Origin of the sequence: Streptococcus hyointestinalis (assembly GCF_011039275.1) — a bacterium.
Taxonomy (GTDB): domain Bacteria; phylum Bacillota; class Bacilli; order Lactobacillales; family Streptococcaceae; genus Streptococcus; species Streptococcus hyointestinalis_A.
The window spans coordinates 1,618,825-1,638,186 of sequence record NZ_JAAKGB010000001.1; the positions used below are offsets into that span (position 1 = coordinate 1,618,825).

17 protein-coding genes are annotated in these 19,362 nt (G+C 44.3%); 7 read left to right on the top strand and 10 right to left on the bottom strand.

All coding sequences use genetic code 11. The annotated features are described in order from the left end of the window. Positions 1 to 37: 37 nt before the first annotated feature. From G5B60_RS08045 to thrS, 4 genes are all read right to left on the bottom strand, one after another. The gene (locus G5B60_RS08045) at positions 38 to 1,501 is read right to left on the bottom strand and encodes a sensor histidine kinase (protein ID WP_164683547.1); all 1,464 of its coding nucleotides are present in this window, start codon (positions 1,499 to 1,501) and stop codon (positions 38 to 40) included. Then, positions 1,446 to 2,123, bottom strand: a complete 678-nt coding sequence (locus G5B60_RS08050) for a response regulator transcription factor (RefSeq protein WP_164683548.1) — start codon at positions 2,121 to 2,123, stop codon at positions 1,446 to 1,448. The genes G5B60_RS08045 and G5B60_RS08050 overlap by 56 nt, the downstream gene beginning before the upstream one ends. Positions 2,124 to 2,214: 91 nt before the next feature. Then, positions 2,215 to 2,994 (bottom strand): nucleotidyltransferase domain-containing protein, encoded by a 780-nt coding sequence (locus G5B60_RS08055; RefSeq protein ID WP_164683549.1) that lies wholly within the window; start codon positions 2,992 to 2,994, stop codon positions 2,215 to 2,217. A 31-nt stretch (positions 2,995 to 3,025) separates the two neighbouring features. Further along, positions 3,026 to 4,972: a threonine--tRNA ligase gene (thrS, locus tag G5B60_RS08060; RefSeq protein WP_164683550.1), complete on the bottom strand. Its 1,947-nt coding sequence runs from the start codon at positions 4,970 to 4,972 to the stop codon at positions 3,026 to 3,028. Between the two features lie 487 nt (positions 4,973 to 5,459). Between thrS and G5B60_RS08065 the strand changes: the two genes are divergently transcribed. The 3 genes from G5B60_RS08065 (at position 5,460) to G5B60_RS08075 (ending at position 7,946) form a co-directional block, all read left to right on the top strand. Continuing rightward, positions 5,460 to 6,224 carry a (S)-acetoin forming diacetyl reductase gene (locus tag G5B60_RS08065; RefSeq protein WP_164683551.1) on the top strand — a complete coding sequence of 255 codons (765 nt, stop codon included), beginning with the start codon at positions 5,460 to 5,462 and terminating at the stop codon, positions 6,222 to 6,224. Between the two features lie 123 nt (positions 6,225 to 6,347). After that, positions 6,348 to 6,899: a DUF1307 domain-containing protein gene (locus tag G5B60_RS08070; protein ID WP_115268817.1), complete on the top strand. Its 552-nt coding sequence runs from the start codon at positions 6,348 to 6,350 to the stop codon at positions 6,897 to 6,899. 33 nt (positions 6,900 to 6,932) lie between these two features. Next, positions 6,933 to 7,946, top strand: a complete 1,014-nt coding sequence (locus tag G5B60_RS08075; RefSeq protein ID WP_164683552.1) for a hypothetical protein — start codon at positions 6,933 to 6,935, stop codon at positions 7,944 to 7,946. A 36-nt stretch (positions 7,947 to 7,982) separates the two neighbouring features. On the opposite strand, the gene G5B60_RS08080 is transcribed toward G5B60_RS08075, so the two are convergent. The 3 genes from G5B60_RS08080 to ccpA all read right to left on the bottom strand — a co-directional run bounded on the left by G5B60_RS08080 (position 7,983) and on the right by ccpA (position 11,452). After that, positions 7,983 to 9,305 (bottom strand): glycosyltransferase family 4 protein, encoded by a 1,323-nt coding sequence (locus G5B60_RS08080; protein ID WP_164683553.1) that lies wholly within the window; start codon positions 9,303 to 9,305, stop codon positions 7,983 to 7,985. A gap of 15 nt (positions 9,306 to 9,320) precedes the next feature. Then, positions 9,321 to 10,358 carry a glycosyltransferase family 4 protein gene (locus G5B60_RS08085; RefSeq protein WP_164683554.1) on the bottom strand — a complete coding sequence of 346 codons (1,038 nt, stop codon included), beginning with the start codon at positions 10,356 to 10,358 and terminating at the stop codon, positions 9,321 to 9,323. Between the two features lie 92 nt (positions 10,359 to 10,450). Beyond that, entirely contained in the window at positions 10,451 to 11,452 is a 1,002-nt protein-coding gene (gene ccpA / locus G5B60_RS08090; protein ID WP_164683555.1) for a catabolite control protein A, read from the bottom strand. Between the two features lie 229 nt (positions 11,453 to 11,681). Here ccpA and G5B60_RS08095 point away from each other — a divergent pair, with 229 nt between their 5' ends. The 3 genes from G5B60_RS08095 (at position 11,682) to gloA (ending at position 13,941) form a co-directional block, all read left to right on the top strand. Then, a complete protein-coding gene (locus G5B60_RS08095; protein WP_164683556.1) occupies positions 11,682 to 12,767 on the top strand; it encodes an aminopeptidase P family protein in 1,086 nt (361 codons plus the stop codon). Positions 12,768 to 12,868: 101 nt separating this feature from the next. Then, on the top strand, positions 12,869 to 13,543 hold the full coding sequence (locus G5B60_RS08100) for an NAD(P)H-dependent oxidoreductase (RefSeq protein ID WP_164683557.1): 675 nt from the start codon (positions 12,869 to 12,871) through the stop codon (positions 13,541 to 13,543). Between the two features lie 14 nt (positions 13,544 to 13,557). Continuing rightward, positions 13,558 to 13,941 (top strand): lactoylglutathione lyase, encoded by a 384-nt coding sequence (gene gloA / locus G5B60_RS08105; RefSeq protein ID WP_241154521.1) that lies wholly within the window; start codon positions 13,558 to 13,560, stop codon positions 13,939 to 13,941. Positions 13,942 to 13,974: 33 nt separating this feature from the next. Here the strand turns inward: gloA and G5B60_RS08110 are convergent, their stop codons facing one another. Then, a complete protein-coding gene (locus G5B60_RS08110) occupies positions 13,975 to 15,702 on the bottom strand; it encodes a hypothetical protein (protein WP_164683559.1) in 1,728 nt (575 codons plus the stop codon). A 134-nt stretch (positions 15,703 to 15,836) separates the two neighbouring features. Between G5B60_RS08110 and G5B60_RS08115 the strand changes: the two genes are divergently transcribed. Further along, entirely contained in the window at positions 15,837 to 16,763 is a 927-nt protein-coding gene (locus G5B60_RS08115) for a glycosyltransferase family 2 protein (RefSeq protein ID WP_164683560.1), read from the top strand. Positions 16,764 to 16,790: 27 nt separating this feature from the next. Here the strand turns inward: G5B60_RS08115 and G5B60_RS08120 are convergent, their stop codons facing one another. Together G5B60_RS08120 and G5B60_RS08125 are read right to left on the bottom strand one after the other, a co-directional pair. Then, complete coding sequence (locus G5B60_RS08120; protein ID WP_164683561.1) at positions 16,791 to 17,459, bottom strand: MucBP domain-containing protein; 669 nt, start codon at positions 17,457 to 17,459, stop codon at positions 16,791 to 16,793. A 36-nt stretch (positions 17,460 to 17,495) separates the two neighbouring features. Then, a complete protein-coding gene (locus G5B60_RS08125; RefSeq protein WP_164683562.1) occupies positions 17,496 to 19,352 on the bottom strand; it encodes a GbpC/Spa domain-containing protein in 1,857 nt (618 codons plus the stop codon). Positions 19,353 to 19,362 lie beyond the last annotated feature (10 nt).

Genomic DNA, 19,362 nt, shown 5'->3' on the forward strand with positions numbered 1-19,362 from the left:
GGGAAAAACTGTGGCAGATTTGTGGCAAAATCTTAGACTAATTTGCCACAAGTGGTAGTGCCACACTAAAAGTCGTCTTGTCAGCTTGTGACCTTAGAGAAATCTGCCCACCGTGGCGCTCGATGATGTCCTTGGTCATGGAAAGCCCAATGCCAAACTGACCTTTCTCCCCTTTGTAAAAGCGCTCAAAGATATGCTCTTGCATTTCCCTGCTAATCTCAGGTCCATCGTTTGCGATATGCACCACAACCTTGTTCTCCAAAAACTCTGTACTGAGAGTGATGGTGTGTTTGGCATAGCGGACGGCGTTGCTGATGATATTGAGAAAGGCACGCTCCATAAGCGTCTCATCCAGCACCAGCTCACAATTGTCATCGTGAAAATCATGGTCAAAAACCAAACCTCTCTCGTCTGCCTTGTGCTTTAAGCGCCAGCTGACATCATAGAGGAGGTTATCTAAGACGACTTTTTCTAAGTTTAGCTGTGTCTGTATGGTTTCTAGTTTTGATAGCGTAAGGATGTCATCCACCAGCTCTGTCATTTTTTGACTCTCATCATAGATGATACCTGCCGCTTCTTTGGGATTCTTTAGCACGCCTTCTTTGAGACCTTCTGCATAGCCCTGAATGGACATGAGCGGTGTCCTTAACTCATGCGAGGCATTCTGGAAAAAGAGCTGTTGGCTGCGCTGATTGGCGTCAATCATATCACTCATCTTCGCAACAGTCATCATCACGTCATTAAACTCTTCGTAGGGCAACTCCTCTTTTTTACCCAGTTTTTGGCGCTTGCCGAGACGAGTGATACTGTCCTTTAAGCTAGTAAAAGCACTATCAACACGCTTACCAGTCAGGTAAATGAACAAACTAGCAATAAGCCCGATGATGACCATCAAAAGAAGCAGTGAGCTGTTCAGCCACCAACTAAGATAGCTAGCAGGACTGACATCGACAAAGACAAAGACACGGTAGGTCTGGGAGCGTTTGCCACTGTTTTTCTTGATGTAGTATTTTTCTAGCTTGCCTGTGTAGGTCGCCATTTTGACCATGTAGGTGGTGTCATCAAGCGTGACTTTTCCAATATTGTCCATATCAGACAGGCGCTTTTCTTCGTCCTTTTGATGAGCGTAGCGGGCAATCTCCTCTGAAAAGTAAGCCTCCTCCTCATCTCCTAAAGCTGCCGAGACATACTGCACCTTGAACTCTTGGTCAACAATAACATAAGTACTGCTAAATATCGTCCTTGTAGTATTTTGAGCACTACTCTCCCCCATAAACAGCCTATCCAGCTGGTGAAATTGACTCTCAATCGCCTTGTCTGCTTGGCTATTAATGACATAGTGCATAGCACCGTTAAACAAAAGAAAAATCAAGCCAAAAGAAAACAGCAAAATGGTAAAAGGTTGCAAAAAGAGAGTTGTTCGCAGTCGCAAGCGCCCGTTTCTCTTAGTCTTTGTAGGTGAGTTTGAAGCCGTAGCCCCAAACCGTTTCAATAACGACATGACTCTCTACTCCTCTTAATTTCTTGCGCAAGCGCTTGATGGTATCATCCGTCACCCTCGTCTCCACATCGCTCTCATAGCCCCAGACCTGCTCCAAAAGCTCATCACGTGAGACAGCCTCCTCCTTACGCTCAAGAAGCAGCTTAAGCAACTCAAACTCTGTGTTGGTCAGCTTGATGTTACTATCTTGGTAAATAGCAGAGCGGTTTTTGCTTGAGAGTTGCAGACCATGATAGCTAAGCTCACCCGTGCTATCTTGCTGCAGCTGACGAGACAAAATCGCCTTGATACGAAGACTGAGCTTGAGCGGGGAAAAAGGCTTGGTAAAGTAATCATCTGCTCCTGCGCTAAAGCCCTCTAAAAAGTCGCTATCTGCGTCTCTGGCTGTCAGTAAAATAATGGGCACATCAGAGCGCTTACGCAGATTCTCAGCAATGGTAAAGCCACTGCTACCTGGCATCATAACATCTAAAACCACCACATCTGCTGGCGCCTCTAAAAAACGCAGCAAAAGCTGGTCACCCGTCTCAAACAGCTCCACCTCAATGCCATCTTCTCGCAAAAAAGAAGCGATCAACTCTCTAATATTTTTATCATCATCAGCAATATAAACCTTAGCCATACATCCTCCTTGACGCTTTTATGTCTAGTATAGCTTAAAATCGTTAACTTGTCTTTAAAAGAAACCGAACCGCTATCTTAGCGGCTCGGTTTTAGAGAATTTCTTTAAGATTAGTATGCAACTGTGTCAAACACTTGCTAAGGTTAATTGGCTCAGCCATTGCTAGCTCTAATAGACTGTTGATATTTTCCTCAAAATCAACTGGTAATGTGCTCGCATGCTCCTTGGCATAGCTGACCATACGTTTTTCACCAGGATGTGTCAGTTCATTAACAGCAAAAATAACATCAAAATAAGAAGCAAGATAAGCTGCTATTCTGTGATTAACACTGACCCAATCACCACGACGACTAGCTTTCATCATTTGCTTATCGTAGGAAGGCAATTTACCTGTTAACAAATCCATATTTTGCTTGATAATGGCTTGTTTCAGCGTTTGAGGATAAGGAATATCAAAGCGCTGCTTGAGTTTCTCCAGTTTTTTATGAGGGTCGTAAAGAAGCTTACACGTCAAGAGATTATGCCAGAAGCATGTCGTATAACCACATCTAGCATGACCATCTTCTACAACATCTGCCAAGTCAGCTGTAAAATCAGAGATATTTCGATATAAAATGTCGATATCAACGCCATTTTTCAGAGTACAATCATCTTCTAATTCCCAGTAGTGATTACCAATTTCTGTGTATTGGCAGGTTTTCGCTAAAATTTCCTTGCGCATTTCCTCATCTGGTACAGATGAACAGTAGATATACAGGTCATAGTCAGACGTTTCATCATAAACCTGAGTTGAGCGAGAACCCCCTAGCGCAATAGCTTCTACCATTGGTAAATCGGCAAAAGCTTTCCAAAGCTGTGTAAACACATCCATATCTAATCCTCTTTCTCATTTCTAAATGTTTCTAGTCCTTTTCCACACGAGATTTGCGGGCAATATCAGCTAGGATAGTGTCAACAAAGGCGTCAATTGTTTGCACTTCTGTAGCTTTTGAGCCGTAGCGGCGGACATTGACTGTGCCGTCTGCCATTTCCTTATCCCCGACGATGAGTTGGTAAGGGACTTTTTGTGTTTGGCTTTGGCGGATTTTGTATTGCATTTTTTCATTGCGCTCATCCACATCCACACGCACGCCCTTGTCACGCAAGACTTTGGCAACTTCCCAAGCATAATCAAGGTGTGCTTCAGTTGAAATCGGAATAACCGTCACTTGATGAGGGGCAAGCCAAGTTGGGAAGGCTCCCTTATAAGTCTCAATGAGGATAGCTGTGAAGCGCTCCATAGTTGAGATAACCCCACGGTGAATCATGACTGGGCGGTGCTCCTCACCATCTGGTCCTGTGTACTTGAGGTCAAAGCGCTCAGGCAAGAGGAAGTCCAGCTGAATGGTTGAGAGTGTTTCTTCATTACCAAGGGCAGTTTTAACTTGGATGTCCAGTTTTGGTCCGTAAAAGGCTGCTTCGCCCTCTGCCTCGAAGTAATCCACACCCATATCATCAAGCGCTGCTTTGAGCATAGATTGTGCATTTTCCCACATCTCGTCATTGTCATAATATTTATGCGTGTCCTTAGGGTCACGATAAGACAAGCGGAAGCGGTAATCTGTCAAGTTGAAGTCCTCATAGACATCAATAATCAACTGCAAGGTCTTTTTAAACTCATCACGGATTTGGTCTGGAGCGACAAAGATGTGACCGTCGTTAAGGGTCATCTCACGCACACGTTGAAGACCAGAAAGCGCACCAGATTTTTCATAGCGGTGTTGCATACCAAGCTCTGCAATGCGGATAGGCAACTCACGGTATGAGTGCACATGGTTTTTGTAGACTTGGATGTGGTGTGGGCAGTTCATTGGACGAAGGACAAACTCCTCACCGTCTCCCATGTCCATGGTTGGGAACATGTCTTCCTTGTAGTGTTCCCAGTGTCCAGAGGTTTTGTAAAGCTCAACAGAAGCCAAAGGTGGCGTGTAGACGTGTTGGTAGCCAGACGCTAGCTCTTTGTCTGTGATGTAGCGCTCTAGCACACGGCGGATAGTCGCACCATTTGGCAACCAGAATGGAAGCCCTTGTCCCACTTCTTGAGAAATCATAAAGAGGTCAAGCTCTTTACCCAGTTTTCTGTGGTCACGTTCTTTAGCTTCCTCACGCATTTTGAGGTAGTTTTTGAGGTCTTTCTTGTCAAACCAAGCGGTACCATAGACACGTTGCATCATGGCATTGTTGCTGTCGCCACGCCAGTAAGCACCAGCGACATTTAACAAATGAAAGACTTGGATGCGACCAGTAGACGGTACGTGTGGACCACGGCAGAGGTCGACATACTCACCTTGGCGGTAAATAGTGAGCCCACCCTCATCCTCAGAGTGCTCCTCGATGAGCTCTAACTTGTAAGGGTCGTTTTTGAAAATCTCACGCGCTTCTTCTTTAGTGACTTCCTCTCGAATGCTTGGAAAGTTTTCTTTGACGATTTTTTTCATCTCTTCTTCGATACGAGGCAGGTCTTCGTTTGAGATTTGCCCAGCTTCATTGTCCGTATCGTAGTAGAAACCGTCCTCGATGGCAGGACCAACGCCCAAGTGAATATCTGGGAAAAGACGGCGTGCTGCTTGCGCAAAGAGGTGAGCCGCTGAGTGACGCAAAATAGGCAGTGCGTCCTCATGGTCAGGTGTCACAATCTCAAGACTACCATCCTCGTGGATAGGACGCGTCGTATCAATCAATTTACCGTTCAACTTACCAGCCAAGGCTTTTTTTGCCAAGGAGTTGCTGATAGATTGGGCGATTTCAAAAGTTGTGCTGCCATCATCATAACTACGCACAGCACCATCTGGAAAAGTAATGTTAATCATAAAGTCTCTCCTTTTGTTTTATTGTCGACATCAAGCTGCTCTCTAAAAGGGTATTTACAGCGGTCTTTTTAGCTTTCAAATGCTCAAGGCGATATTTTTGAAAACCAAAAAGCGACGCCCAAAAAGGACGTCGCAACGTGATACCACCTTCATTTGTCCACACAAAGAATAGCTCCCTGTAAGACCTCTGCTAGCTATAAGGCACTACCCTATTATGTTTTCATAACAGCTTGGAAGGAGTATCAAGTAAGCCTATCTTGCACCCTTTCCACCAGCCAGTGCTCGCTCTTAAGATAGGTTTTCTACCCGACATGTCTTCTTTAACATTATATCACGAAATCAAACTTTTTCAAGCCCTATATGGCTCTCTAGAAAACGGTTACTTTTTTCATTGACATTTCTGGCTAAAAAGACTATACTGAACGTGAAAGAAATCACTTATATTAGAATTTTCTAATGGTCTATGTTATGAAAAGGAGAATACATTATGACTAAAGTGGCTATTGTAACAGGAGCAGGTCAAGGGATTGGCTTTGCCATTGCTAAGCGTTTACACGAAGATGGCTTTAAAGTTGGGATTTTAGATTATAATGCCGAAACAGCGCAAAAAGCTGTGGACGCTATCTCAAGCGAGAACACTATTGCTGTTGTGGCAAATGTCGCAAAACGTGACGAGGTTTTCGCTGCTTTTGACAAGGTGGTTGAAGCATTTGGTGACTTACATGTTGTCATCAATAATGCTGGTGTCGCACCAACAACACCGCTTGATACCATCACAGAAGAGCAATTCCAGAATGTCTTTGACATCAATGTCGGAGGTACCATCTGGGGAGCACAGGCTGCGCACAAACATTTTAAAGCGCTAGGTCACGGCGGAAAAATCATCAACGCCACCTCACAAGCAGGTGTCGTTGGGAATCCAAACCTAACCGTCTATGGCTCTTCTAAGTTTGCTATCCGTGGGATTACACAAACTCTCGCTCGTGACCTTGCCGATGAAGGTATCACGGTTAATGCTTATGCTCCTGGTATCGTTAAGACTCCGATGATGTTTGACATTGCCCACCAAGTCGGCAAAAACGCTGGTAAGGATGACGAGTGGGGTATGCAAACCTTTGCTAAAGACATCGCCCTAAAACGTCTGTCTGAGCCCGAGGATGTTGCCAATGCCGTTAGTTTCCTAGCAGGCAAGGACTCTGACTACATAACAGGACAAACACTTATTGTTGATGGTGGTATGCAATTCCACTAAACCTATACAGAGCGAGAGGGCTTTTGTCCTCCACTCTTTTTTAATGCAAAAGTTTTAGCTTTTATTTTCAAATTTCACTAGGTTTAGAACTCGCTTTATGGTAAACTAGAAAGGAAGCGTCAAATGACATTAACGCCTAAAAAAATCACAACCTTGCTCTTTATGAGTCTGCTACTCGTTGCGACTACGCTTGTTAGCGCACCTAGCGCCTTTGCTAGCACAACAGTCAAAAAAGAGTTTCAGCTCTTTAGCCAAAAAAAGGGTACTGATTTGCGGATTACCTACTATATGGCAAAAGACAGTGATAAGGTGACCAAGCAAACAGCTGAAAACCGTATCACCTATGCTGCGCTTAAAAAGAGCGCCAAAACAGATAATCTAGACACTATCAAGGCTAAACTCAAAAAGGTCCAAGACTCCTACAACGGTGTCAAAGGCGTCAAAGAAACACTGGAATTCAAAGGAAATTACGTCCTTGAGACGGTCTCTATCAACTACAAAAAAGCCGACCCAAACGAGGTGCTAGCTCTTCAAGGGTCTCAAACGGACGGCAACAGCCAAAACAAAAAAATAGCCTATATCAGCTACAAACTCAGTGCCAAAACGCTTAAAGAGCAAGGTTATAAGGCGATTAAAAACGGTCAATTTCAAACGCTCCAAAATCTAGAAGAATAAACTGCGTACAATCGCCAAACGAGGATACACTAAATGAAAAAAACAAAACTACTTCTTCTTTTGCCACTGCTGGTTTTACTGGTCGCTTGTGGCAAGAGCGCTAAAGACTCCTTTATCAGTCGTATCGAAGAAAACGCAACGACTAAAAACCATGCTTACCAGATAACAACGACTATCTCTGACATCAAAACAGACGATAGCTCGCTGAAAAATCTCAACAATAAATCCTTTACAACCACAGTAAACATTTCGCCAAAAGGGAAAAAAGCAAGCGTTAAAATTGATCTAGCTCAGCTTGACTCAAAACTACCTAGCTATGAGTTTATTGCTATCGGGGACAATCTTTATATGAACCTTGATGCTCTCATGCAACTACAAAATCTCAACCAATCTTCACAGATTTCCTTTGAAGGTGGGGACTTTACAGGCAAATACATCAATGCTTCTGACATTTCAGATAACAAGTTCAAGTTTGACGACTACACTAGTCTGACAGACGTTTCTTGGCTCAAAACTCTTAGCGATGATGACTTTAGCACTTCTAAGGACAATGCTATCTTGACCTTGACGGTCAAAACGCTCTCAAGCTTCCTCAATGACGCTATCAAGTCAAGTAACAGCAAGGCTAGCGACAATTTATCACTCAGCTCACTTCTCTCAAACAAATCAAGCCTGCGTATCAGCATTGACAAAAATGGCAAGCAAACAGCAACCGCTTCTCTTGTCTTTAAAAACAGCAAGACGCTCGGTATCTCATCGCTCAATGCTAAAATGACAGTTAAAGATGTGGACTACACTTCTCCACAAGCACCTGAAGCAAGCTCTGTTCTATCCACAACACAGCTCACAAGTCTGATGGAGACCCACTACAAATACAGCCAATCGCAATTTGAAGAGCTCTACAACTACGTCAAAGAAAACGCTGGTGATTTCACCAAAGAACAGCTAGACAGCGCCTTTGCAGATGACAAGACGCACATGACTGCAGAGCAGTTGCAACAGTTTAACGACATGATTAACCAAGCAACATCTAGCTCTTCTAACTAATCCTAAAAACCTTCTCGAGTAAACGAGAAGGCTTTTTTAATCTAGAAAATCTTTGATAGACATAATCATCCGCTTAGGCGCTCGCATGACCTTTTTAGAGGTTGAGCCGGTGATTTTTAGCACTTGCTTAGGCAGTTTATAAGACGTCTTGCTCACCTTTGGTCCATTTTTCTTCATCGCCATAGAAAGTTTGCGGCGTTTTTTATTTTCCTGAGAAATGAGGACATCGAGGTAAAAACTGTAGACTGAGCGGGCAAAATGCTGCGCTGAAATCTCGTACAATTTCTTCTGGTAGCGAGCCTCGGTCATCTCAGGTGTATTTTCGATAGCGTCTAAGATACCCGCAGCGAGGTCTGACTCTTTGGCATAGAGTGTCCCAAACATCTTGTGGTCAATGACATCGTCTAGATAAGGATTGGACTGGGCGATGATAGGGCGGTGGCTGGCTAGACTCTCAATATAAGTCAAGCCCTGCGTTTCACTGGTTGACGCTGAGATGAAAAAGTCACATGCCTTGTAATAATAAGCTACTTTTTGATGGGGCACCATCCCTGTAAAGATAATAGCCTGCTCTAACTTCAAGTGACGAGCTAATTCTTTTAAGGTCTTGAGGTAAGGACCATCTCCAACGACCACCAGCTTGACCTTAGGATTTTGCGCTAAGACATCAGGCAGGCTCTTGAAGATAGCTTGGATGTTTTTTTCAGATGAGACACGAGACAAGCTCATCAGCATAGTCTCATCTGGTGCAATCCCAAGCTCATGGCGCAGCTCTTCTCTGTCTTCTTCTGTGATGTCCTCACGGACATACTCCTCAATAGGGATACCTGTCGGAATGACACGCTTTGGAATCTTGACATGATAGCCCTCTAACAGATTGAGCACGATACGAGACGGGCAAATCACCCCATCAAGGTCGCTGAGATAACCTCTGATGATGTACTTGACCATGCTTGGCTTTATCAAACGCCCTTTGGCAATATAGCCCACATAGTCCTCATACTGGGTGTGGTAGGTATGAACAACCGGAATATGCAGACCACTAGCAATCCATTTCCCCAAAAGCCCAAGGCTAAACTCTGTCTGCGTGTGGATGATATCCAGCTTATAGGCTTTTGCTATCTTGTAAGAGGAAATCAAGCCACGATAGACGACACGGCGGTCTGTAAAGGAAATAAAAGGCACACTAGGCAACCTAATGATGGTCGGATCTTCATAACGCTTGACCTCTGGGTCCGTTGTGGTAAAGATATAGACATCATGTCCATGTTTTTCAAGTTCTTCCTTTAGTGTCCTTATGCTTGTCGCAACACCAGACACCTGCGGGAAGTAAGTATCTGTAAATAATCCAATACGCATACTACCCCTCCTTAGTTATTTGAGGTCTGCCTGCTGGCGATAAAAGTCAAGCCAAGTCTCAAGCAAACGCTCTTCTGAGTATGTCTCTGAAATTTTTTCGGATTGACTTTGGAGGTGGTTAAGCTCTGTTGGATGTGTACGCAAGTGCCTAATCGCCTCGCTCATTTTTGAGACGTCACTAGCTGGCAAGTACATCCCCTCTAAGATGATACGGTAAAGCTCCAAGTCTCTCAGCATAACCGGCGCTCCGCACGCTGCAGCTTCAAGAATGGTCATTGGAAAGAGCTCATTAAAGCTTGGTAGTAAAAACAAATCGCAAGCTCCGTAGAGTTGTCGCATTTCATCAGCGTCCACAATACCTGTAAAGGTCAGGTTAGCTGGTGGATTTTTCATGAGCTTTTTGTAGGCGTCATAACCATCTGTCATCCCACCAAATGAAAAACCGCCTGCCCAGACAAACTGGATGTCGGGATTGGTTTTGGCAAGTGTGACAAAATCGTCAATGCCTTTACGTTTTTGGATTTGTCCAGCACCAAGAACGACAAAATCCTCGTCTTTCCAACCATAACGCTTGCGCACCGCACTTTTGTCATCAGCACTTGGCTTAAACCATTTTTCTGAGTTGACAAAGTTTGGGATGTAAGTAATCTTATCACGGTCAATTCCAAAAGCAACCAAGTCTTCGATAAAGCTAGGATTGACAACAACCAAGTGGTCCATGCGGTTGTAAAAACTGGTCACGTACTTTGCCACAATAGGCTGTACAATCCTAGGAATACGAAGGCTTCCTTGCAAGGTGTCTGGCAAAAAGTGCACATAGCCAATCCGACGCCCGACACGTTTTTTGCGGAAAGTCGACAGATAAAAAGGAATATCAATCGTGTGATAATGCGTAATGTCAGCTTTGATACGTTTATTTTCGGTAAGGTCAATAGCTTCTCTAGCGTCTCGTTTTAAAAGGCGCATTAGCTCACGATAGGCTCCTGAAACACCTTGTCCAGGAACAGTTTCACTTGAGCTTAGCATATTGACTTTGATTTTTTCTTTTGTCATAATGTCACTATTATACCGTAATTTTTGATTTTTTTCAGCAATCTTACAATAAAAAAGGCTAGAGGCAGTGACGCTCTCTAGCTTTTTTGTACTTAACGTGTAGAACCACGCTTGACCAAACCGTGATTAAGGACAATTTCTTTTTCATCCAAATCTTCTTTATGCATAATCTTTGTCAACATACGCATACTAACGGCACCAAGGTCGTAGACAGGTTGGCTAATGGAGCTTAGGTTTGGACGTGTAAACTGTGTCACAGAGGAGTCGTTGCTGGTGATGATTTCAAAATCTTCTGGCACTGACTTGCCAGCTGCAAAGAGACCGTTTTGCAGACCCGCTGCCAACTCATCGTCTGCCACATAAGCAGCTGTCGCACCTGAGTTGAGCACACGTTGTGCTAGATTGTAGCCGTCTTGGTAGTGGTATTTCGCTTCAAAGACAAGCCCTTCTTTAAATGGCAAGTTGTTGCGCTTCAAACCTTCCTTGTAGCCGTCTAGGCGAACCTTACCATTGATGTCATCAATCAAAGGTCCAGACACAAAGGCAATGTCCTTATGCGTCTTAGCAAATAAATCCACCACTTCACTAACTGCCTTTTGGTAGTCGATGTTAACGCTTGGCAATTGGTGCTCAAGGTCGATAGTACCCGCTAAGACAATCGGTGTACGTGAGCGTGAAAACTCAACACGTAGTTTTTCAGTCAAGTGATAGCCCATGAAAATGATACCATCCACCTGCTTAGCAAACAAAGAATTCACAACATTGATTTCTTTTTCATCATCCTCATCGCTAGAAGCAAGGACGATATTGTACTTGTACATAGCGGCAATGTCGTCAATACCTCGTGCTAAATTTGAAAAATAAGCATTTGCGATGTTTGGAATCACAACACCGACAGTTGTTGTTTTTTTACTTGCAAGCCCTCGTGCAACGGCATTTGGACGGTAGTCCAAGCGTTCAATTACTTCAAGAACCTTTTGGCGTGTGTTTTCTTTTACATTTTTGTTGCCATTCACAACACGACTGACTGTCGCCATCGAAACACCGGCTTCACGAGCGACATCATAAATCGTAATCGTATCATCAGTATTCATATCTGTCTTCCTTTCATTTACTTTTAAGCGGTTAACGATACTTACCTCAAAAAATTGAAAACTCGCTTTCAATATGATTTTAACATGTTTTGTAAACACTTTCAAGTGTTTGGTCTTATTTTTTTTGCAAAAGTTTTCAAGTCCTCTTTTTTGCTGGACAATTCTGCCACAAATGCTTGATTTTTAGCGTGATTTTTGGAAAAATAGTAGACAGAAAGAAGGAAATCCTATGTCTAAACTTACTCAAATCCAAACTTACCTCAATCAAGAAGGGGCTAGCTTAGCTGTCATCTCAGATCCTGTCACTGTCAACTACATAACAGGCTTTGTCTGTGACCCACATGAGCGCCAGATGTTTTTATTTGTCTATGCAGATCGTGAACCTGTACTCTTTGTACCAGCTCTTGAGCTGGCTAAGGCGACTAGTCTCTTAAACTTCCCTGTCTTTGGTTATGTTGACTCTGAAAACCCTTGGGAAAAAATCAAGTCTGGTCTGCCGTCAACTGCTGGCAAAAAACTTTTTGCTGAGTTTGACAACTTGAATGTCACTAAGTTCCAAGGGCTTCAAACGGTCTTTGAAGGGCACTTTGAAAACCTTACACCCTTCATCCAACGCATGCGCCTCATCAAATCTCAAGATGAGATCGACAAGATGTTGATTGCTGGGCAATATGCTGACAAGGCTGTGCAAATTGGAATTGATAACATTTCTCTAAACCGCACAGAGACTGACATTTTAGCGAAAATCGAGTTTGGCATGAAAGAGCAAGGCATTAACAAAATGAGCTTTGAAACCATGGTGCTAACTGGTGACAATGCCGCAAACCCACATGGTGAGCCTGGAGTTAACCGTATCGAAAACAATGCACTGCTCCTCTTTGACCTTGGTGTCATGTATGAGGGCTACGCTTCTGATATGACCCGCACCGTCGCTGTTGGACAACCTGACCAGTTTAAACAAGACATCTACAATCTCTGCCTTGAAGCACAACTCACTGCGCAAGATTTTGTCAAACCAGGGGTTACCGCAAGCGAAGTCGACCACGCTGCTCGCCAAGTCATCGAAAAAGCTGGCTACGGTGAATACTTCAACCACAGACTTGGTCACGGTATCGGTATGGATGTCCACGAGTACCCTTCTATCATGGAGGGAAATGACCTTGTCATTGAAGAGGGCATGTGCTTTTCTATCGAGCCTGGTATTTACATCCCAGGAAAAGTCGGTGTGCGTATCGAGGACTGCGGCTATGTCACAAAAGACGGCTTCAACGCCTTTACACAAACACCAAAAGAACTCCGCTTCTTTGAAGGCTAATCACAAAAAGAGACCTTGGGTCTCTTTTTTATAGTCCCTTGCACAAAACTAGCAATTTTCCTGTGAACATGCTATGATAGAAAGAAAAATGGAGGTAAGATATGACCAAAGAAGATATCAAAGCACAGGTCAGACAAGCCTTTGACTACCGTGTTTCCATTCGTGTCTACAATGACAAGGATATCCCAAGAGAAGATATGGAATACATCCTTGATATGGCTTGGCTCAGCCCATCATCTATCGGACTTGAGCCTTGGCGCTTTGTCGTTTTGGACAGAAAAGCCATTGCAAAAATCGCTGATGACTTAAAACCTGCTTCTTGGGGCGCTGGCTCTCAGCTCGACACTGCTAGCCACTTTGTGCTGCTCCTTGCCGAAAAGAACGTTCGCTATGACAGTCAAGCTGTCAAGGACAGTCTTTATCGTAAAGAACTTAACGAGGACATGATTGCCAGTCGTCTTTTGAGATACGAGGATTTCCAAAAAAATCACAAGAAAATGGCAGACGATGAGCGCCTGCTGTGGGAATGGGCAGCAAAACAAACCTATATCGCTCTTGGCAATATGATGACAGCAGCCAGCTTTATCGGCATTGACTCTTGTCCCATTGAGGGATTTCACGATGATGAGGTCAATGACGTTTTAGTCAAGCACGGCTTGATTGACCCAGACAAGGAAAAACTCGCTACCATGGTATCTTTTGGTTATCGTGCTAGCGAACCTAAACATAAACGTGTCAGAAAAGACCGCAGTGCGGTGGTGACATGGGTAGACTAGAAAAGGAGATAAACATGAAATTTTTACATACTTGTATCCGTGTGAAGGACTTGGACGCTTCACTTGCTTTTTACCAAGAAGCGCTTGGCTTTAAGGAAGTGCGCCGCAATGACTTTCCAGATTATAAATTTACCTTGGTGTATCTAGCTCTAGAGGATGACCCTAGCTATGAGCTGGAGCTCACCTACAACTACGACCACGAGGCTTATGACCTTGGAGACGGCTATGGGCATATCGCCGTTGGCGTTGACAATCTCGAAGAAAGCCACCAAAAGCACAAGGCAGCAGGCTATCCTGTCACAGACCTGTCTGGACTGCCTGGACGTCCAAAGATGTACTACTTCATCCAAGACCCAGACGGCTATAAAATCGAAGTCATTAACTTAAAAGCATTCTAAAAAAACTCTCTCCTAGTCGGAGAGAGTTTTTTGCTAGATTTGTTTTTTCCTTTTGAAACCTGTATAAAGCCAAGTGGCTAGGGTCGCTAGCCAAGCAAGGGCATTGCCGATAAGGACATACTTGAACCAAGAGACACGGTAGCTGACGACAAGTGTGTTTTTGCCGACCTTTTGGTTGACACTGATGGTGCCAATTCCTGTCTGCGTGTAGTCAAACTCGGTGAGTTTTTGCCCGTTTAGGATAAGCTGGGTGTCCTTGTACTTGGTGATAGGAAGCGCAACACGCCCAGCCTTGTCACCTGTCCACGTCACTGTCAGCTTATCCCCCTTTTGCGACTCCTCAAAGTGGTTGTCATTGGATAAGACGTAGTACTCATAAAGGACGTATTTATTTTCTTTGTTGCCTTTTTGAGCGGGGAGATAGTCTGGTGTTGACTTGATGGCAAGACTCAAGAGGCGACTAAGGTCTTGACTATGAAAACTCTTTCTGATGTCGCTGTCACTACCCAGCACAAACTGGTGTGTAGCGTTTTTAATAGGCGCCGCATTGTGATAATCCCAGAGCTTCAAGGTTGAGCGATACGAAATTTGCGCAAAGCCAATGATATTGACCGCAAGAAGAGTCGCTGCCACCCATTTGCTATACTTGACATCCAGATAGCGCTCAATAACCAAGGCTAAGACAAGGAGTAAAAGCACAGTTGTCGGGATGAAAAAGCGAAATGGAAACTGGATGAGATTGACCAGATTAAGCTTGAGTTTATTGACCTGATACCAAGGAAAGATACTGGTCGACAGCACCAAAAAGATGAAAAAGGCTGTCGTAGCTGTTCTTAGCAATTTATCATAGTGGCGCCAGTGCCTAAAGCTAAAATAAAGCACATAAAGCACAATCACAACCAAAGGGTAAGGGGTTATCAGCCACTCGATACTGCGCTGGTTGACCGTCATGATGTAGAGTTTGGAGTTGATGAAAGGCTGCACCAGCTCATTGCCTGAGCCGACTTGGAGAATCGCTAGCCAGACATTTGCCGTGAGTAATAAACACAGCAAGGCGGCTGCCGTTCCTTTTAGAAAGACCTCAAGCTTGTGCTGACTTTTGATAAAACCATAGAGGTAAAAAGGAATGTACATCAAAACCAGCATGAGGGTACTAAGCATATGCACCTGCGTCATGATGGCAACAGCGACAGCTAAGCTGATGACTTTGACACGACCAGTCTTTAGAAAATCAATGGCTGGAATGAGACACCAAGGCATAAGAGCCGCTCCCCAACTATTGAAACCTTGTCTAAAGGTCCAATATTGGATGGAGAAGGTCGTCATAAACAGCAGCGCTATGGCTAAGGACGTCCGCCTCTTAACAGGAATAAAGCGTAGCAAACGGTACATGGACAGCCCAGCTAGACTGGCTATCAGAAAGCGTGACACCAGTTGATAAGTGTACCAGGTCTTACTCAAAAGTAGAATAGCCCCTTGCAAGTAAGCAAAGTAAGGACCATATAGAGCATTGACAATCCGAGCCGAGCCATTAAAGCCATACAGCGAGATAAAATAGCTGAAGTTTCCCGTCTTAATCTGCTCTGCCGTTTCGTAAAAACGGTTGTAGTGAAATAAAAAGTCACTCCCTGCGATAGAGCCACCACTAATCAGCTGAGGCAGCAAGAGTAAAAAAGCAAAAAGGCAGATGGCAAAAATAGCAAGTCCGCCCTTTTGCTTTTCTGATAAGCGGTGATAGTGCTTAGATATGTACTGAAACATAATCATCTCCGGAACAATGTAATATTTCTTCTATTATACACTATTTTATGCTTCTTTGAAATTTTTAAACTTTAAGTTGTCACTTTTAAGCTTTTCGTGTTAAAATAGGTAAAAAAGACTTGTGAGGAAAGAGCATGCCTGTATTATCCATTGTTGTCCCTTGTTATAACGAAGAAGAGACCATTCACCCTTTTTTAGAAGCGACACAAAAGGTCGAAAAAGACATGGCAAACCAGCTCTCTTTTGAGTATCTCTTTGTCAATGACGGCTCAAAAGACAAGACTCTAGAGGTGCTACGTGAGGTGGCTGACCGCTATCCTAACGTCCACTACATCTCCTTTTCACGCAATTTTGGCAAAGAAGCAGGGCTCCTCGCTGGGCTTGAAGCGGCGACAGGTGACTTTATCACCGTCATGGATGCTGATCTCCAAGACCCACCAGAATTGCTACCAGAGATGTACCAAAAAATCCAAGAAGGCTATGACGTGGTGGGGACACGCCGCACGGACCGTAAGGGCGAGCCCCCCATTCGTTCCTTTTTTGCCAAACTTTTCTACAGGCTCATCAATACCGTCTCTGACACCGAGATGGTCGATGGGGCACGTGATTTTCGTCTGATGACTCGCCAAGTGGTGGACAGTATCCTCTCGCTTGAGGAGGTCAATCGTTTTTCAAAAGGGATTTTTTCATGGGTTGGCTTTGATGTGACCTACATCGAGTTTGAAAACCGTGAGCGTGTCGCAGGCGAGTCCAGCTGGAACTTCTTTAGCCTGTTGCGCTACTCCATTGATGGTTTTGTCAATTTCTCTGATATGCCACTAAGTATCGCCACATGGATTGGGGCGTTGAGCTTTGTCTTTTCTTGCCTTGCTATTTTATTTATCGTTATTCGTAAACTCATCTGGAACGACCCTGTCTCTGGTTGGGCAAGTACCGTGTCCATCATCCTCTTTATCGGAGGTATTCAGCTACTCTGTCTGGGTATCATCGGCAAATACATCGCTAAAATCTTCACCGAAACCAAAAAACGCCCTGTCTATATTGTCAAGGAGAAACGTTAAAAACATCAGGCTTTGCCTGATGTTTTCTTATGGTTTAGATTTTTTAGAGAGTGGTGCTAAGCCTAGTGTTGCTGCTAGCAAAGTCGCACCAAATAAAGTGAAGCTGGCAGTGTCATCCTTGTCCCCTGTTTTTGGCAATTCTCTAACGACCGCTGTATAAGGCTTGTGGTAGCGAGGCGTTCTTGACATAGGAGCTTGATAGACTGGCATACCTGTCTTCTCTTTAGGAGATGGTGGGGTAGGGGCAGATGATGGTTCTGGCGTTGGCTTAGGAGTTGGATTGTCCACCGGCTCTACGACCTTTTTGTAAATGTAAGTCACATGCGTCGTTCCTTCGACAATCTCGCCAACTTCCTTGTCACCAGTTTGCACTCTGATAAAGTTATAAATCACTGGTTGACTGTCCTTATCTACTGTGATAGTGGCTAAGCGGTGGGCACTGGTGTCATAGGATGCACCTACAAAATCCTCCTCTACTGCAACTACAGGCTCTTTAAGGACAGTACCGTCCTCATCCACGTAGTGTACGAGAACATCGCCGACATGAATCGTAGGCTCAAGAATGGCTTCATAGTAGAGCGTCAACGTTTCTGGCTTTTGACTGCTTGGTTTTTCGGGCTCATCTGGATAGACTGGCTTTTCAGGGGCAACAGGCGCTTGTGGTGGATTTCCTGGGAGCTTAGGCAGGCTAACCACAGAGTTTATGGCAAACCAAAAGACGCTAGTGTCTCCTTATTGATTGCCATCAACGCTAAAGGTTAGGTGAGCATCATCTAAAAGGACACCTGCACCGCCGTAATAATAGTAAGGCGAGCTCTGACTATCCCAGCCAGTAACCTCAGTCCCATCACTAGCTTGTCCACTAGACTCACCGTTAAAGGTGGCACCGTGTGCTATATACTGATTGTCGTTAACAGCGTAGGCTTCATTATCTTGTAAGGTAATAGAAGACCCTGGAATTTTGATGAACTGGTTATTACCAATGCCCACACGCTCAATGTGGTGACTGCCATCGTACTTAACCTCGGGCGTATAGGTGATGAGACCTGTCGCAGGGTCAATGGTGTACACCCCAAGCACATCCTCTATATCCGTATCTGTAGCATCATTGTGCCATGTTAGACGACCAGTTGAGGTCGTATATCCATTTGCAGCGCCGCTAGCGTAGACACTGCTTGCGCTACTTGCTTGATTGTCAACCACGATAGCTAGAGGGTTATCCTCACTGATGTTAACAACCTTAACCTCACCATTGTCATCTGTAAAGGATAGAGTGCTCGCTAACTGTGACCGACTAACTGCTCGACCGCCATCAGCACTAGGGACAAGGTCGCCCTCATAAGGGTTGTACTGGCTTCTGACCACTGTACCGTCTGTAGCTCTTGTCTCAACTGTCAAAAGACCTGGTTTTTCAGATGTCACATAGGCAGCACCTTCCCAGTGATTAAGCGAATTGATAGAGATAATAGCGTTATTACGATCACCGACAGCCAGTTCATTATCGTCAGCATCAAAGAATTGAACCGTCACGTCCATAGATAGGGACTTGCTGGTATCATCTGTACTAGCACCCATTGTCGCAGTTGTCGTAGGGTCACGGTGAATACGAACAATCGCCTGACCATCACTTGCTGTACTAGAATTGAGATGATAATGGTAGACGACCTTTTTAATAGCGCTATCTTCGTAGGCAGAATTGGTCAGATTGGTGTAAGTGACAGTATAGCTATCCCCTTCTTTGATGTAAGCCCACTGATCCTCGTCATTTTGATAAGGACTGCTAGTTGTGAGATCATTAGCAGAAACATTGCCACTAGTATATTGTGCCCACATTCCTGATTGTCCAAGGCGCTCAACCGCTTCTTTTGTTAGGTATTGGCTAATGCCAGCAACAGTGACTATAGCATTTGGCTCTGTGGTAAAGGTGAGTTTTTGCACAGTCTCAACCGCAGCTTGACCACCTGCTTTGACCTCAGCGACGTAAGCTTCGTAGGCAGACTTGGCTTCATTGTAGCTGGCAAGATCTTCTTGATATTTAGCAAGTTCGTTATGATACTTGGTTAGGGCGTCTTGATAGTCCGCAGTTAGCTGGGCTACGGTCTCATCATAGCTTGCTTTTTCCTCTTGATAACTTTCTTGCTCTTTTTGGTAAGTGCTAAGAGCGTCTAGGTAAGTTTTGGTGTCCTCTTTGATAGAGGCAACCTTTTCCTCTGTATCATAGTATTCGTCATAAGCTAGCTTAATAGGCTCGTCCTCAACGACCTCGACTTCTCCACCTGCAGCCTTAACCTCTGTGACAGCTTGCACAATCGCTTCTTCTACCTCACTTGGCACGTATGCGTCATTCTCATCATAAGAAATCGCACTCTCTGGCACAGATACCGTCGTGCTCTCCGCTGTATCAGAGGTGTCACTGCTATCAGCTATGGAGCTATCGACTAAGGTTAAATTATCTGAATTATCAGACTGAACATCATCTGCAAAAGCGCTATTAGCCCCATTGGCTAAGATAAAAACAGCAATAGCTGCTGAACAAAGCCCAAAAGCCTTTGTCTTGCGAAAGCTAAAACGGTTGAGTTCTCTCTTCATAATATTCCTT